Annotated in this window: 16 protein-coding genes; 14 read left to right on the top strand and 2 right to left on the bottom strand. The window is 61.1% G+C overall.

Translation table 11 applies throughout. The features are described from left to right. Positions 1-104: 104 nt before the first annotated feature. Positions 105-875 carry a tRNA isopentenyl-2-thiomethyl-A-37 hydroxylase MiaE gene (gene miaE / locus Q9290_RS04710; RefSeq protein ID WP_306078475.1) on the bottom strand — a complete coding sequence of 257 codons (771 nt, stop codon included), beginning with the start codon at positions 873-875 and terminating at the stop codon, positions 105-107. A 315-nt stretch (positions 876-1,190) separates the two neighbouring features. On the opposite strand from miaE, the gene rbsD reads away from it, so the two are divergent. The 13 genes from rbsD to Q9290_RS04775 all read left to right on the top strand — a co-directional run bounded on the left by rbsD (position 1,191) and on the right by Q9290_RS04775 (position 12,952). Beyond that, positions 1,191-1,610, top strand: a complete 420-nt coding sequence (gene rbsD / locus Q9290_RS04715; protein ID WP_306078476.1) for a D-ribose pyranase — start codon at positions 1,191-1,193, stop codon at positions 1,608-1,610. A gap of 8 nt (positions 1,611-1,618) precedes the next feature. Continuing rightward, positions 1,619-3,121 carry a ribose ABC transporter ATP-binding protein RbsA gene (rbsA, locus tag Q9290_RS04720; RefSeq protein ID WP_306078477.1) on the top strand — a complete coding sequence of 501 codons (1,503 nt, stop codon included), beginning with the start codon at positions 1,619-1,621 and terminating at the stop codon, positions 3,119-3,121. Continuing rightward, positions 3,118-4,083, top strand: coding sequence for a ribose ABC transporter permease (gene rbsC, locus Q9290_RS04725; protein ID WP_306078478.1), 966 nt, complete (start codon positions 3,118-3,120; stop codon positions 4,081-4,083). The genes rbsA and rbsC overlap by 4 nt, the downstream gene beginning before the upstream one ends. Positions 4,084-4,122: 39 nt before the next feature. After that, positions 4,123-5,004 (top strand): ribose ABC transporter substrate-binding protein RbsB, encoded by an 882-nt coding sequence (gene rbsB, locus Q9290_RS04730; protein ID WP_306078479.1) that lies wholly within the window; start codon positions 4,123-4,125, stop codon positions 5,002-5,004. Between the two features lie 259 nt (positions 5,005-5,263). Next, entirely contained in the window at positions 5,264-6,175 is a 912-nt protein-coding gene (gene rbsK, locus Q9290_RS04735; RefSeq protein ID WP_306078480.1) for a ribokinase, read from the top strand. Next, a complete protein-coding gene (locus Q9290_RS04740; RefSeq protein WP_306078481.1) occupies positions 6,176-7,180 on the top strand; it encodes a substrate-binding domain-containing protein in 1,005 nt (334 codons plus the stop codon). Between the two features lie 46 nt (positions 7,181-7,226). Further along, positions 7,227-8,123, top strand: a complete 897-nt coding sequence (locus Q9290_RS04745) for a DMT family transporter (RefSeq protein ID WP_306078482.1) — start codon at positions 7,227-7,229, stop codon at positions 8,121-8,123. Positions 8,124-8,194: 71 nt separating this feature from the next. Beyond that, positions 8,195-8,746, top strand: a complete 552-nt coding sequence (locus tag Q9290_RS04750) for a septation protein A (RefSeq protein WP_306078483.1) — start codon at positions 8,195-8,197, stop codon at positions 8,744-8,746. Positions 8,747-8,757: 11 nt separating this feature from the next. Beyond that, complete coding sequence (locus Q9290_RS04755) at positions 8,758-9,057, top strand: YciI family protein (RefSeq protein WP_306078484.1); 300 nt, start codon at positions 8,758-8,760, stop codon at positions 9,055-9,057. Positions 9,058-9,157: 100 nt separating this feature from the next. Beyond that, a complete protein-coding gene (locus tag Q9290_RS04760) occupies positions 9,158-10,057 on the top strand; it encodes a LysR family transcriptional regulator (RefSeq protein WP_306078485.1) in 900 nt (299 codons plus the stop codon). 192 nt (positions 10,058-10,249) lie between these two features. Then, a complete protein-coding gene (gene nirK / locus Q9290_RS04765; RefSeq protein ID WP_306078486.1) occupies positions 10,250-11,671 on the top strand; it encodes a copper-containing nitrite reductase in 1,422 nt (473 codons plus the stop codon). Further along, entirely contained in the window at positions 11,671-12,456 is a 786-nt protein-coding gene (locus Q9290_RS04770) for a formylglycine-generating enzyme family protein (RefSeq protein WP_306078487.1), read from the top strand. The genes nirK and Q9290_RS04770 overlap by 1 nt, the downstream gene beginning before the upstream one ends. Then, positions 12,413-12,952: an SCO family protein gene (locus Q9290_RS04775; protein ID WP_306078488.1), complete on the top strand. Its 540-nt coding sequence runs from the start codon at positions 12,413-12,415 to the stop codon at positions 12,950-12,952. Before Q9290_RS04770 ends, Q9290_RS04775 begins: the two co-directional genes overlap by 44 nt. Before the next feature lie 3 nt (positions 12,953-12,955). Here the strand turns inward: Q9290_RS04775 and Q9290_RS04780 are convergent, their stop codons facing one another. Further along, positions 12,956-13,591, bottom strand: a complete 636-nt coding sequence (locus Q9290_RS04780; RefSeq protein WP_306078489.1) for a YceH family protein — start codon at positions 13,589-13,591, stop codon at positions 12,956-12,958. Between the two features lie 201 nt (positions 13,592-13,792). Between Q9290_RS04780 and Q9290_RS04785 the strand changes: the two genes are divergently transcribed. Next, positions 13,793-14,344 (top strand): hydrolase, encoded by a 552-nt coding sequence (locus tag Q9290_RS04785; RefSeq protein ID WP_306078490.1) that lies wholly within the window; start codon positions 13,793-13,795, stop codon positions 14,342-14,344. The last annotated feature ends 65 nt before the right edge of the window (positions 14,345-14,409 follow it).

Genomic DNA, 14,409 nt, shown 5'->3' on the forward strand with positions numbered 1-14,409 from the left:
CGCGAAGGCGGAAATCCAGAGGCAAGCGATGCCGAACCTGCTGTAATGGTGCCGAAATCAACAAACCCAGGTGTTTGTTGAATGGACTCCCGTCTTTACCAAGTTCATACCGGCACGCCGCTGTGAAAACGGAACAGCTCATCGGGGGCCTGAATCAGGGCCGCTTCCTGCTCACCGAAAAACGCCACCCGGTCATCGATATTTTTCCCCGCGTAATCCCGCGCCAGCGTCAGGTAGTCCTGATAGTGGCGGGCTTCCGAGCGCAACAGCGACACATAAAACCGGCTCAGCTCCTCATCCAGCCAAGGCGCCAATTGAGCAAAGCGCTCGCAGGAGCGGGCTTCAATGTAGGCGCCGATGATCAGGCGGTCCACGATGGCCGCCGGCTCGTGAGTACGCACATGGGCCAGCAGGCCCTTGGCGTAGCGGGAGGCCGACAGGATGTCGTAGGGCACACTACGGGCAGCCATGATCTCCAGCACCTGCTCGAAATGATGCAGCTCTTCCTGAATCAGCCGCACCATTTTTACCAGCAGATCGTTCTTGGACAGCTCGTCAAACACTCGGCGGTTGTCTCCCAGCAGGGTCTGCTTGCCCAGCACCTCGCCCTTTTCCGGCAGGGCATCGAGGGACTTGTAAAAGTCGAGGTTGGGCAGCAGCTTGCGCTTGTCCTTCGGCAGGCAGTAACGGCGCACCAGACTGTGGGCGCTCATCGCCGCCTTCATTTCACAGTTGGCGTGATCCACCAGCAACACCGCCAGCCGTTCGGGCTTTCTCGCCTCGGTAATCCATGCGTCGGGGGTGGCGCAGTGTAGAAAGTCATGAATGGGCGCAAGCAGGGCGTCAAATTCGGTGTTGGGTAAGCTGGCGTTCACAAATATTACCTGTTCGGTGCAAAAACGGCGGCCCGCAGTGTACCAATTCGCTTGAACAGAGGCAGCCTTGACAGGTTTTTTTCCTGCCCGCTTCGCCGTCTGAACCGAATGGGATACAAACGAATATTTCACTACCAAACAGCCATGGCACCAAAACAAGATCCCGATCACAGTTTTCGGGATGAAGCCGTTTTTCGCCTAACATTATTTCTGTTTTTACCTAAAATCCCGCCATCGAAACGTTTGCGTAATCGTTTTGCCCGCATTTTTCGGTTAACCAGGAGAAGCTGCTTCTCCCACAGACAAGGCGCCACCGTGAAAAAAACCACTCTGCTGAACAGCCACCTCTCCGCCCTGGTGGCACGCCTGGGCCATACCGACGAGATCACGCTTGGTGATGCCGGCCTGCCGGTGCCTGTCGAGGTGGAACGTATCGATCTGGCGGTGAGTCCCGGCCTGCCTGGGGTTGAAGACACACTGGCGGCGCTGCTCACCGAGCTGCAGCTGGAAGCCGTGGTGCTGGCGGAAGAAATCAAAACGGCAAGCCCGGATCTGCACCGGCGCCTGCTGGCGAAAATTGCCGGCGCCGGCCATGCTCAGGGGCGCGACATCAGTGTCGGCTACATCAGCCATGCCGAGTTCAAGCGCCGCAACGGCCACAGCCGGGCGGTGATCCGCACCGGCGAATGCACGCCCTACGCCAATCTCATTTTGTGCGCCGGCGTGCCCTTCTGAGGTAACCCATGAACCCGATATTGTCTCTTTCCGGCATCGACAAGGCCTTTCCCGGCGTTAAGGCGCTGGATCAGGCCGGTCTCAACGTCTATGCGGGCCAGGTCATGGCCCTGATGGGCGAAAATGGCGCCGGCAAGTCCACCCTGATGAAAGTGCTCACCGGCATCTATCAGGCCGACGCCGGCACCATTTGCTACCGGGGCGAAGCGCGCCGGTTCAAAGGCCCGCGCGACTCGCAACAGGCGGGCATCGGCATTATTCACCAGGAGCTGAACCTGCTGCCGGAGCTGACCATTGCCGAGAACATCTTTCTCGGTCAGGAGCCGGTCAACGCCTTTGGCAAAATCGACTGGCGCCGGCTTTACGCCGACGCACAGGCGCTGCTGGACCGGCTGCAGATCCACCATTCTCCCAAAACCCGGGTGGGCAGCCTCAGCATTGGCGCCCAGCAGATGGTGGAAATCGCCAAGGCGCTGTCGTTCAACGCCGATGTGATCATCATGGACGAGCCCACCGACGCCCTGACCGACACCGAGACCCGGGCCCTGTTCCGGGTGATTGAAGAGCTGCGCCAGTCCGGCTGCGGCATTGTCTATATCTCCCACCGGCTGGCGGAAATTTTTGAGATCTGCGATCGCATTACCGTGCTGCGCGACGGCAAGTGGATTGGCGAAGAAGCCGTGGCCGATATCGACGAAGATCACCTGATAGAAATGATGGTGGGCCGCCGCCTCGACGAACAATACCCGCGCCTGAATGTCCCCGCCGGCAACGAAGTGCTGCGGGTAGACCGCCTGTCAGGCGCCGGTGTAAAGGACGTCAGCTTTATCCTGAGAGAAGGTGAGATCCTCGGCTTTTCCGGCCTGATGGGCGCCGGCCGCACCGAGCTGGCGCGCATTCTATACGGCGCCGAGCCCCGCAGCGGCGGCAAGACGCAACTGGCGGGCCGGCCCTACCGTGCCAGCACCCCGCATCAGGGGCTGGACGCCGGCATTGCCTATATTTCCGAAGATCGCAAGGGCGACGGCCTGGTGCTGGGGCTGTCGGTGCTGGCCAACATGAGCCTGTCGGCGCTGGCGGAGTTCAGCCGGGGCCCTCAGCTCGATCACGGCGCCGAACGCCGCGCGGTGGACGAATTTATTCGCCTGTTCAATATCAAGACCCCGGGCCGCGATCAGCTCATTGGCAACCTCTCCGGCGGCAACCAGCAAAAGGTGGCCATTGCCAAGGGACTGATGACCAAACCCAGGGTGCTGATCCTCGACGAGCCCACCCGGGGCGTGGACGTGGGCGCCAAGAAGGAAATTTATCAGCTGATCAACCGCTTCAAGCAGGAAGGCATGGCCATTTTGCTGCTGTCGTCCGACATGCCGGAAGTGCTGGGGATCAGCGATCGCATTATGGTGATGCACGAAGGCCGCATTACCGGTGAATTCAAGGCCGCCGAGGCCACTCAGGAACAACTGCTGGCCGCCGCCGTGAGCCAGGTACAACAAGAGGAAATGGCATGAACACCGCTCTCAACTCCGGCCGTCGCTGGTTCAGCAAGGAATGGCTGATCGCCCAGAAGTCGTTGATCGCCCTGATCCTGCTGATTGGGGTGGTGTCCGTACTCAACCCCAACTTCTTTACCGTCGACAACCTGCTCAATATTTTGCGCCAGACCTCGGTCAACGCCATTATCGCCGTGGGCATGACCCTGGTGATCCTCACTGCCGGTATCGATCTCAGCGTGGGCTCGGTGCTGGCCCTGTGCGGCGCCTTTGCCGCCAGCATGGTGTCGATGGAGCTGTCCATTTTCATCACCCTGCCGGCGGTGCTGCTGGCGGGCTTTGCTCTGGGCGGAGTCAGCGGGGTGATCGTGGCCAAGGGGCGGGTGCAGGCCTTTATTGCCACTCTGGTCACCATGACCCTGCTGCGTGGCGTCACCATGGTGTATACCGAAGGCCGGCCCATTTCCACCGGCTTTACCGATGCCGGTGACGTATTCGCCTGGTTTGGTACCGGTTACGTGTTCGGCATTCCGGTGCCGGTATGGCTGATGGCCATGACCTTTCTGGGCGCCTGGCATCTGCTCAACCACACCCGTTTTGGCCGCTATATTTACGCCGTGGGTGGCAACGAAGCGGCGGCCCGGCTGTCGGGCATCAATGTGGCCCGGGTGAAAATGGGGGTCTATGCCATCTGCGGCATGCTGTCGGCGCTGGCAGCCATTATTGTCACCAGCCGGCTGTCGTCGGCCCAGCCCACCGCCGGCACCAGCTACGAGCTGGACGCCATTGCCGCCGTGGTACTGGGCGGCACCAGCCTGGCCGGCGGCCGGGGAGCCATTATGGGCACCCTGATCGGGGCGCTGATCATCGGCTTTCTCAACAACGCCCTTAACCTGCTCGACGTGTCGTCCTACTACCAGATGATCGCCAAGGCCTCGGTGATCCTGCTGGCCGTGCTGGTCGACAACAAGAACAAGTAACTCACGTCAAGTAACATACGCAAGGAAAGGACCAACATCATGAAAAAACTGACTACACTGCTTTCCGCCGCCCTGGTGAGCGCCACCATGACCGCCGGCGCCTATGCCCAGGACACCCTGGCGCTGGTGATCTCCACTCTGAACAACCCCTTTTTCGTGACCATGAAGGAAGGCGCCGAGCAGAAGGCCGCCGAGCTGGGTTATAACCTGATCGTGCTCGACTCCCAGAACGATCCCGCCAAGGAGCTGGCCAACGTGGAAGACCTCAACGTGCGCGGCGCCAAGGTACTGCTGATCAACCCCACCGACTCCGACGCCGTGGCCAACGCCATTCGTCTGGCCAATCGCGCCAAGCTGCCGGTGCTGACCCTGGATCGCGCCGCCAGCCGGGGTGACGTGGTGTCGCACATCGCCTCCGACAACGTGGCCGGTGGCAAAATGGCCGGTGATTTCATTGCCGAGCGCGTGAGCTCGAATGCCAGGGTCATTCAGCTGGAAGGCATTGCCGGCACCAGCGCCGCCCGCGAGCGCGGCGAAGGCTTTGCCCGGGCGGTCAGCGAGCACGGCTTTAATCTGATGGCCAGCCAGCCCGCCGACTTTGACCGCACCAAGGGCCTGAACGTGATGGAAAACCTGCTCACCGGCAACCCGGACGTGCAGGCGGTGTTTGCCCAGAACGACGAAATGGCCCTGGGGGCCATGCGCGCCCTGCAGGCCGCCAACAAAAAAGACGTGCTGATCGTGGGCTTTGACGGCACCGAAGACGGCATCAAGGCGGTACAAGGCGGCCGGCTGGCGGCCACCATTGCCCAGCAGCCCGGAGAAATCGGCGCCATTGCGGTGGAAACCGCCGACCGGGTTCTGAAAGGTGAAACCGTGGCCGACCATATTCCGGTGCCGCTGCAGGTGATCAGCAAGTAAAACATTGCGAAATGACATTATTCCTGTGCCGATATCGTCATGTCGGCGTATACATGTCACTCTCGCATCCACACTCGTCAGTCTCGCTCAACAAACTTGTCACTCCCGCGAAGGCGGGAGTCCACGAAACGTGCATAGGTTGTAATCCGGCGCCGTTGGCTCTGGATCCCCGCCTTCGCGGGGATGACGTTCCTTCGTGATGAATGACGTTCCTGCGCGGTGAATGACGTATTAGCCAAGGCATTTTAGAGCAAACACCATGACATTAACCGTAACCGGCAGCATCAATATCGATCATGTGATCCGTCTGCCCCAGTTTCCCCGCCCCGGCGAAACCCTCACCGGCCGCGATTACCGCATTGTGCCCGGTGGCAAGGGCGCCAACCAGGCGGTGGCTGCCGCCCGGGCCGGCGCCGTCACGCAACTGGTGGCCTGCGTCGGCGACGACGCCATGGCCAAAGATCTGGTGGCCGGCTTTGCCGCCGATGGTATTAACACCAGCGCCATCGACGCAGTGGCCGGCGTCAATACCGGGGTAGCGCTGATCCAGGTGAGCGACGCCGGCGAAAACACCATTGCCCTGGCCGCCGGCGCCAACGCCGAGTTGATCCCGGAGCGGCTGGAGCGCCATGCCAGCGCCCTGCACTGCCGGCAACTGCTGCTGCAGCTGGAAATTCCGCTGGAAACCAACCTGGCCGCCGCACAAATTGCCAAGGCCCAGGGAGCAACAGTGGTGCTCAACCCCGCCCCCGCCCAGACGCTGCCCGACACGCTGCTGGCGATGGTGGACATGATCACCCCCAACGAGACCGAAGCCGAGCGTCTCACCGGCGTGGCGGTCAATGACGAAGCCGGCGCCGCTGCCGCCGCTCGCGTGCTGCACGACCGGGGCATTGCTATCGTGATTATCACTCTGGGCGCCCGGGGCGTGTGGCTGAGCGAAGCCGGCCATGGCCGGCGCATTCCCGGCTTTGCGGTGCAGGCCGTAGACACCACCGCCGCCGGGGATACCTTTAACGGTGCCCTGGTGGCGGCCCTGCAACAGGGCCAGGCACTGGAGCCGGCGGTACGTTTTGCCCAGGCCGCGGCGGCCATTTCCGTCACCCGCCCCGGCGCCCAGACTTCGGTACCTTTCAGGGCCGAAATCGAGGCCCTGCTGGAGCAACACTAAATGGCCACCATCAAGGACGTGGCAAGGCTCGCCGGGGTCTCCACCTCCACCGTCAGCCATGTGCTGAACAAGACCCGTTTCGTCAGCCCCGAGATCACCGACAAGGTGCAGCAGGCCATTAACGAGCTGAACTACACCCCCTCGGCGCTGGCCCGCAGTCTCAAGGTTAACCAGACCCGCACGCTGGGCATGCTGGTCAGCTCCAGTTCCAACCCGTTTTTTGCGGAAGTGGTGCAGGGCGTGGAGCAACGCTGCTACGAGCTGGGCTACAGCCTGGTGCTGTGCAACACCGGCGGCGACCGGGCCCGGCTGGGCGCCAGCCTCGACATGCTGCAGCAAAAGCGGGTGGACGGCGTTATCGTGATGTGTACTCAGGCCAAACTCAATGACGGCGCCTTTGCCCGTCACGCCGGCCTGCCCCTGGTGCTGGCCGACTGGGGGCCGGTGGATCTGGATGCCGATCTGATCACGGACTCGGGCCAGCAGGGTGGCCGGCTGGCCACCGACCATCTGATAAGCCTGGGTCATCGCCACATTGGCTGCATTACCGGCCCCGCCGGTCAGCGTGCCAGTGATGAACGGCAGGCCGGGTTCGAGGCGGCCATGGCCGACGCCGGCCTGGCGGTACGCAGCGAATGGATAGTGGAAGGCGGCTTTGAGCTGGCCGGGGGCAAGGCCGCCATGGCACGACTGCTGGCCCGGCCCGAGCAGCCCTCGGCGGTGTTTGCCTGCAACGACATGATGGCCGCCGGCGCCCTGCGGGCCCTGGCCGACGCCGGGCTGAAAGTGCCTCGGAATATGGCGGTGGTGGGCTACGACAATATCGAACTGGCCCGCTATCTGGTACCGGCCCTTACCAGCATAGAGCAGCCCAAGGCAAAACTGGGGGCCCTGGCGGTGGATACCCTGCTGGCACGCATACAGGATCCTCAAGGCCCCCGCCGCCTGTTACCGCTGGAGCCCTCATTGGTGGTACGTGAAAGCAGCGCCCCACTGGCCATTTGAGCCCACTCCGGTTAGCCTCAGGGTTTTGCTGTCTGAACGGTAACTTATGGACCATCATCAGAAGGGGCTGCTGCTGACCGCCCTTGGGGTGCTAATTATCTCCCCCGATGCGCTGCTGCTGCGGCTGATTAACATTCCACCGGACCAGCTGGTGTTGTGGCGCGCCCTGCTTAACCTGTTTGGCTTCTGGCTGATTGTGGCGGCCCGCCACCGCCTGGCCTGGCCTGCCGCCTTTCGTGTGTGCGGGCTTGCCGGCGTGGGCTGTGCCCTGATGTTTACCATTGGTACCTTTGGCTTTGTGCTCGGCAACCACTTCACCAAGGCCGGCAACGTGCTGGTGATCCTGGCTTCCACTCCCCTGATCGCCGCCCTGCTAAGCCGCATTTTTCTTCATGAGCGGCTGCCATTGCGCACCTGGCTGGCCATTACCGCCTGCCTGTTCGGCATCAGTCTTATCGTGCTCGACGATGCCGGCGAAGGTTCCCTGCTCGGCAACCTGCTGGCACTGATGTCCGCGGTCGGTCTGGCGGGCAACCTTACCCTGGCGCGCAGCAAGCCCGGCGTCGACATGAGTCCCATGCTGGCCCTGAGCGGCCTGTTTACCTTTTTGCTGACCTTTGCCTGGAGTGGCCATGTCATGCTGCCCGGCCCGGTGGACATGGGCTGGCTGGTGCTATTGTGCCTGGTGTTGTTGCCGGCAGGCTTTACCCTTATTCAGCGTGGCCCGCTTTATCTGCCCTCGGCGGAAGTGAGCCTGCTGATGCTGCTGGAAACCGTGTTTGGCACCCTGCTGGTATGGCTGTTTTTAAGCGAGCGCCCCAGCAACCAGGGGCTGCTGGGCGGCGCCATTGTGCTGCTGGCGATGATCGTTAAAAGCGCGCTGGACAGGCGCAAATACCGCCAGCATGTGCAGCCGGTGCTGTCGTCCCAGGGACAGTCCTGATACACCCTGGCTTTACCCGCCGGCGGCCCTGCGGGTAAACTTGAAGCATAACTCTCGTACAGGTGACGACAATGAAGCAGTTTGCCGAATTCCTTCCACTGATCATTTTTTTTGTGGTCTACAAAACCGTGGACATCTACGCCGCCACCGGCGCCCTGATGGCCGCCACCTGCGTGCAGATGCTGGTGCAGTGGCTGCGCCACAAAAAACTGGAAAAAATGCACCTGATCACCCTGGTGCTGGTGCTGGGTTTTGGTGGCATGACCATGTTTTTTCATGACGACGCCTTTATCAAATGGAAGGTCACTGCGGTCAACGGCCTGTTTGCCCTGGGCCTGCTGGTCAGCCGCTACGGCTTTGGCAAGAACCCCATTCAGCAGATGCTGGGCAAGGAGCTGACCCTGCCCGCCGCGGTATGGGACAGGGCCAACCTGACCTGGGCCGGCTTTTTTGCCTTTTGTGGCGCGCTGAACGTGTATGTGGCGTTCAACCTGCCTCAGGAATGGTGGGTCAACTTCAAGGTATTTGGCCTGCTAGGGCTGACCCTGCTCTTTACCCTGGCGACCGTGCTTTATCTGTATCGTCAGCAACCCGTGCAATCAGAACAAAATAACCAACGTTAAGGACAATCTTCATGTGGTACGTGATTTTCAGCCAGGATAACCCCAACAGTCTGCCCCTGCGCAAGGAAGCCCGCCCGGCCCATCTGGCGCGGCTGCAGGCCCTGGCCGATGAAGGCCGTCTGCTGGTGGCGGGCCCCAACCCGGCCATCGACGCCGACGATCCCGCCGATGCCGGCTTTACCGGCAGCACAGTGATTGCCGAATTCGATTCCCTCGAGGCTGCTCAGGCCTGGGCCGACGCCGATCCCTATGTGGCCGCCGGCGTCTATGCCAGCGTGATCGTCAAGCCGTTCAAGAAAGTCCTGCCCTGATGATGCAGACGCCTTCTTCGGGTTTCCTGAAGAAGGCGTTGTTATTTTCTCGCCAACATGAACAGGTTCAGGCCCCCGCCCTGTCCGCCATGAAATCACGATGAAATCCTCCAAATCTTCGCCCCTGGGCCAGGTCAGCGATTTTGAGCTCAAACTGCTGAGGGTGTTTCGCACCGTGGCGGCCTGTGGCGGATTTGCAGCCGCCGAGGTGGCACTGGGCGTGAGCCGGGCGGCCATCAGCATGCAGATGGCGGATCTGGAGAAACGGCTGGGGGTCAAACTGTGCCAGCGCGGCCGGGCCGGCTTTGCACTGACCGACGAGGGCCGGCGAGTGCTGGAAGCCAGCGACCGGCTGTTTGGCGCCGTGGATCACTTTCGCACCGAAATCAGCGAGCTGCACCGGCATTTGCAGGGCACCCTGGTGATCGGCATTACCGACAACCTGGTGAGCCACCCGGGCATGAAAATCACTCATGGCCTGGCGGCGCTAAAAGCTCACGGGCCGGAGGTACGCATCGATCTGCGCATGCAGCCGTCCGACGACATTGAAATGGGCGTGCTCGACGGCCGGCTCAATGTGGGGGTGATCCCCCGGGTACGGGAGCTGCCGGGGCTCAACCATGCCCCTCTGTATGAAGAAAGCGCCAGCCTCTATTGCGCCGACACTCACCCGCTGTTTACCGCCTCAAGGCCCGATGTGTTCAGTCACGAAGTGGTGCACCCCCGTTTTGCCCAGCCCGCCGAGGCCAGCGCCCTGTATGCCCGTCATATGACCGGCGCCCATGCCAATGATCGGGAAGGCATACTGTTTCTGGTGCTGACCGGCTGTTATCTGGGTTACCTGCCCGATCATTATGCCGCCCCCTGGGTTCAGGCGGGTCGGCTGCGCGCTCTGCAACCGGGCTTTACCACCCACTTTTGTGCCATTACCGCCCGCAGCCGCCGCCCCGGTCTGGTGCTGGATACCTTTCTGGAGACGCTGGGGACGGGTGAGGAGTAAGGGGTGAAGGGTAAGGACCGGTTTGGAACAAAAACCGTGCGCCGGATCACCAAAACGTGGGTCACCTTCTTCATCGAATCATAACCGCCTCTTTTTTTGATCCAGATCAGGCCTGTTTGACAACGTTGAGAACAAACTTGCATCTGAGATACAGATAAACAATATCTAAGCACTCAGTGCAGGGAGTATCCTATGAAGCCATGCAAGCTTGTTGCCGCCATCAGCCTCGCCCTCGCCTTTTCTGCCCAGGCCAGCCAGTTGCCTGTCGAAGAAGCCATGCTCACCTCGCCGCCGGTGGTACCGCCGCCGATCACTCGGGATCATGCCGCCAAAGTGGTGGTCAAAATGGAAACCGTGGAAAAAGTGATGGAAATCGCCGACGGTGTGGAATACATGTTCTGGACCTTTGGCGGCTCGGTGCCCGGCCAGTTTCTGCGGGTGCGGGAAGGGGATGAAGTCGAATTCCACCTCTCCAACCACCCCAGCTCCAAAATGCCTCACAACATCGATCTGCACGCGGTTACCGGCCCGGGCGGTGGCGCGGCGTCTTCCTTTACCGCGCCCGGCCACACCTCGGTATTCAACTTCAAGGCGCTGAACCCCGGGCTCTATGTGTATCACTGCGCCACCGCGCCGGTGGGCATGCACATTGCCAACGGCATGTATGGCCTGATCCTGGTAGAGCCGGAAGAAGGCCTGCCCGCGGTAGACCGGGAATACTACGTGATGCAGGGCGACTTCTACACCAAGGGTGAATACGGCGAGCAGGGCCTGCAGTCCTTTGACATGGACAAGGCCATTCGTGAACAGGCCGACTATGTGGTGTTCAACGGCTCTGTGGGTGCACTCAACGGCGACAAGGCCCTGACCGCCAACGTAGGTGAAACCGTGCGCCTTTACGTGGGCAACGGCGGTCCCAACCTGGTGTCCTCGTTCCACGTGATTGGCGAGATCTTTGACAAGGTCAATCTGGAAGGCGGCACCGCCATCAACGAAAACGTGCAAACCACCCTGGTGCCCGCCGGCGGGGCCGCCATGGCCGAGTTCACACTCGACGTGCCCGGCAACTTCATCATGGTGGATCACTCCATCTTCCGCGCCTTTAACAAGGGCGCGCTGGGCATGATGCAGGTAGAGGGTCCGGAAGACAAAATCGTCTATTCCGGCAAGGTGGCCGAAAACGTGTATCTGCCCGAAGGCTCGGCGGTACAGGTCATGCCCAACGGGCACCCCAAAGTGGTGGCCAAAAACAGGGAAGAACGGCTGCTGTACGGCAAGCGGGTGTATGAAGCCAACTGTCAGGCCTGTCACCAGAACGAAGGCCAGGGTATTCCCGGCGCCTTTCCTCCGCTGGCGGCATCCGACTTTCTTAACGCGGATCATACCCGCGCCACCGATGTGGTGCTGCACGGCCTGAAAGGCCCCATCAAGGTTAATGATCAGGCCTTTGACAGCATCATGCCGGCCATGCGGCTGTCGGACGAAGACACCGCCAACGTACTGACCTATGTGCTCAACAGCTGGGATAACGACAGCGGCGAAGTCACGCCCGAGCAGGTGGCCGAGCGCCGGGAAAAAGGACAGACCATCATCATGGAAGGGAGTGCTCACTGATGAGCATGGCGCTGCTGCTGAGTCTGGCGCTGCCCGTATCGGTTACCGCCATGGTTGAACTTCCCGCGGGAGAAGTTCGCCCTCTGTATCTGACCAAAGACAGCCCGCTCACGCCGGTGGCGCCCTTTATGCTCGATGTTACCCCGGTTACCAACCGCCAGTTCGCGGCCTTTGTGGCCGCGCACTCGGCATGGCAACCGGGGCGGCCTCCGGCCCTCTTTACCGAGCCGGGCTACCTGCGACACTGGGCCGGTATGAGCCCGTCTCAGGAACAACTCAATCAGCCGGTGACCTATGTATCCTGGTTTGCGGCCGATGCCTACTGCCGGGCTCAGGGCAAGCGGCTGCCCAAGGTGGCGGAATGGGAATACGCCGCTCAGGCCTCGGCAACCGCCGCCAACGGCGCGCGCGAGCCCGGTTTTACCCGACGCATTCTTGACTGGTATGCCCGGCCCGCCACCGCGCAATTGCATGAAGTGGGCCAAAGCCCGTCCAACTACTGGCAAGTGCAGGATCTGCATGGGCTGGTATGGGAATGGACTCAGGATTTTAACTCGGCTCTGGTTACGGGTGAGTCCCGCGGCGACAGCAGCCTGGATCAGGGCCTGTTTTGTGGTTCGGCTTCTGCCGGCAGCGCCGATCCTTCAGACTACGCCGCCTTTATGCGCTACGGCTTTCGCTCCAGCCTGAAAGCCACCTACGCCCTGGGCAACCTGGGCTTTCGCTGTGCCAAGGAGATAAATGATGAAACGCCTCACCTGGTTGCTGATGCTGCTGAGCCTTAACGTGCTGGCCTCACTGCCTGGCGACTCCCTTTACCAGCTTGATGATACCTGGCAGAACCACCATGAAAAAACAGTGACAATGGCCAGCCTGACGGGCAAAAAACAGCTGCTTGCCTTCATTTATACCGACTGCGCCACCGCCTGCCCGGTGCTCGTATCGGATCTCAAGCGCATTCAGCAGGCGCTGACGCCGGCCCAGCAACAACGGCTCGGCTTTGTGCTGGTCTCCCTCACCCCCGGGGTCGATACCCCCAAAGTAATGGCGCACTTCGCCGGCAAGCGAAAGCTGGATGAACATTGGACCCTGCTGAGCGGTGACGACGGCCAGGTGCGCACCCTGGCCATGGCGCTCAATATCAAATACACGGGGCTGGCCAATGGCGAAATTGCCCACTCCAATGCCATTACCGCGCTGGACGATCAGGGCCGCATTCTGTTTCAGCAAAGCGGCCTGCCCGGCGGGCCCGAGGCCGTGATTGAAAAAATGGGGCTTTGAAGCTTACAACTCCCCGGAGGGGTCGCCTTCCAGCTCGGCGATGCGAGCCTTGAGCCGGGCCACTTCCGCTTCCAGCTCGGCAATTCGGGCCTGGGCATCTTCTTTGGGGGTGACCGGAGCCACCGGCTCGATTACCGGTGCGTCACCAAACAGATGAGCATAACGCGACTCCCGCTTGCCGGGCTGGCGTTCCAGCTTCACCACAAAGGGACCTTTTTCCATCAGGCTGTGCAGGCAGGCATCCACCTCGCTGACATCGCCAAAGGAATGCAGCCGGGCACAGCGGCTGCGCAGCTCGCCCGGAGTTTGCGGGCCCCGCAACAGCAGTTCGCACACAATGGCCAGCTCGCCGGGGCTGAACTGCAGCTCGCCAAACTCGGTGTTGCAAAAACGGTGCTGATACTTGGGGGCCCGGGCGTTGAAGCCGGCCACATTGTTGACCAGCCGCCGGGCCCCAAGAGTATTGAGCACCGACTGCACCTCACCTTCAGTCAGGCCCAGAACCGGATCCCGGTTGCTTTTCTGATTGCAGGCATTCAGCAGTGAATTGAGGGTGAGCGGATACACATCGGGGGTGGACACCTGCTTTTCAATCAGGCAGCCAATCACGCGTTGTTCGAGGGCAGACAGTTTTTCCATAATCATGCTCCTTGTGTTTGTCTAAAGACTACCGGACCGCCCTCAAAACACCAGCATTTTCCGTTGCTTATACTCACCCACTTGATGATGCCGCGACCAGACTGAAAACAGTGCCAATCAAGCCATTGCGTGCGCCGGCGCCCTTTTTATTTGTAACAAAACCGGCATACTTGACAGTATTGTTACAAGAAGGAGATTTTCATGCTGATGCAACCCGAAAAAGCCGCCCTGATGGTGATCGATATTCAGGAAAAACTGGTGCCCGCCATCGATCAGGGTGATCGCCTGGTGGCCCGTGCCGGCTGGCTGATCGGCGCCTGCCAGCTGCTGGGTACCCCCACCCTGTTCACCGAGCAATACCCTCGCGGCCTGGGCCATACCCTGCCCGCGCTCACCAGCCTGGTGGAGCGTCCCGAGGTCGTGAAAAAGGTGCATTTTTCCGCCGTGGCCGGCGGCTGTGTGCCCAAGCACTGGCAGGAACGCAGCCAGATCATCGTGTGTGGAATGGAAACCCATGTATGCGTGCTGCAAACCGTGCTGGAGCTGTTACAGAGCGGCAAGGAAGTGTTTGTGGTGGCCGATGCCGTGGGCAGCCGCACTGAGGAAAACCGCCAGCTGGGGCTGGAGCGCATGCGCGCTGCCGGTGCGCAGATTGTAAGCCGGGAAATGGTGGTGTTTGAGCTGATGCAACAGGCCGGCACCGACACCTTCAAGACCATCAGCAAGCAGTTTTTGGTGGGGAAGCAGCCTTAATGGAGCGCGGGTCTTGTCCCTGAATAGGGGCTGCCAGCCCGCATATTGGCGCGAAGCGGCAACCC

The organism is Oceanimonas aquatica (assembly GCF_030732065.1).
Lineage (GTDB): Bacteria > Pseudomonadota > Gammaproteobacteria > Enterobacterales > Aeromonadaceae > Oceanimonas.

Bases quoted from the DNA above. Each gene is read 5' to 3' on its own strand.
- Q9290_RS04775 (WP_306078488.1), top strand. From the start codon at position 12,413: ATGATGAAACGCCTCACCTGGTTGCTGATGCTGCTGAGCCTTAACGTG.
- rbsK (WP_306078480.1), top strand. From the start codon at position 5,264: ATGACATTAACCGTAACCGGCAGCATCAATATCGATCATGTGATCCGT.
- Q9290_RS04755 (WP_306078484.1), top strand. From the start codon at position 8,758: ATGTGGTACGTGATTTTCAGCCAGGATAACCCCAACAGTCTGCCCCTG.
- rbsB (WP_306078479.1), top strand. From the start codon at position 4,123: ATGAAAAAACTGACTACACTGCTTTCCGCCGCCCTGGTGAGCGCCACC.
- Q9290_RS04745 (WP_306078482.1), top strand. From the start codon at position 7,227: ATGGACCATCATCAGAAGGGGCTGCTGCTGACCGCCCTTGGGGTGCTA.
- Q9290_RS04760 (WP_306078485.1), top strand. From the start codon at position 9,158: ATGAAATCCTCCAAATCTTCGCCCCTGGGCCAGGTCAGCGATTTTGAG.
- Q9290_RS04785 (WP_306078490.1), top strand. From the start codon at position 13,793: ATGCTGATGCAACCCGAAAAAGCCGCCCTGATGGTGATCGATATTCAG.
- Q9290_RS04780 (WP_306078489.1), bottom strand. From the start codon at position 13,591: ATGGAAAAACTGTCTGCCCTCGAACAACGCGTGATTGGCTGCCTGATT.
- rbsC (WP_306078478.1), top strand. From the start codon at position 3,118: ATGAACACCGCTCTCAACTCCGGCCGTCGCTGGTTCAGCAAGGAATGG.
- nirK (WP_306078486.1), top strand. From the start codon at position 10,250: ATGAAGCCATGCAAGCTTGTTGCCGCCATCAGCCTCGCCCTCGCCTTT.
- Q9290_RS04750 (WP_306078483.1), top strand. From the start codon at position 8,195: ATGAAGCAGTTTGCCGAATTCCTTCCACTGATCATTTTTTTTGTGGTC.
- Q9290_RS04740 (WP_306078481.1), top strand. From the start codon at position 6,176: ATGGCCACCATCAAGGACGTGGCAAGGCTCGCCGGGGTCTCCACCTCC.
- Q9290_RS04770 (WP_306078487.1), top strand. From the start codon at position 11,671: ATGAGCATGGCGCTGCTGCTGAGTCTGGCGCTGCCCGTATCGGTTACC.
- rbsA (WP_306078477.1), top strand. From the start codon at position 1,619: ATGAACCCGATATTGTCTCTTTCCGGCATCGACAAGGCCTTTCCCGGC.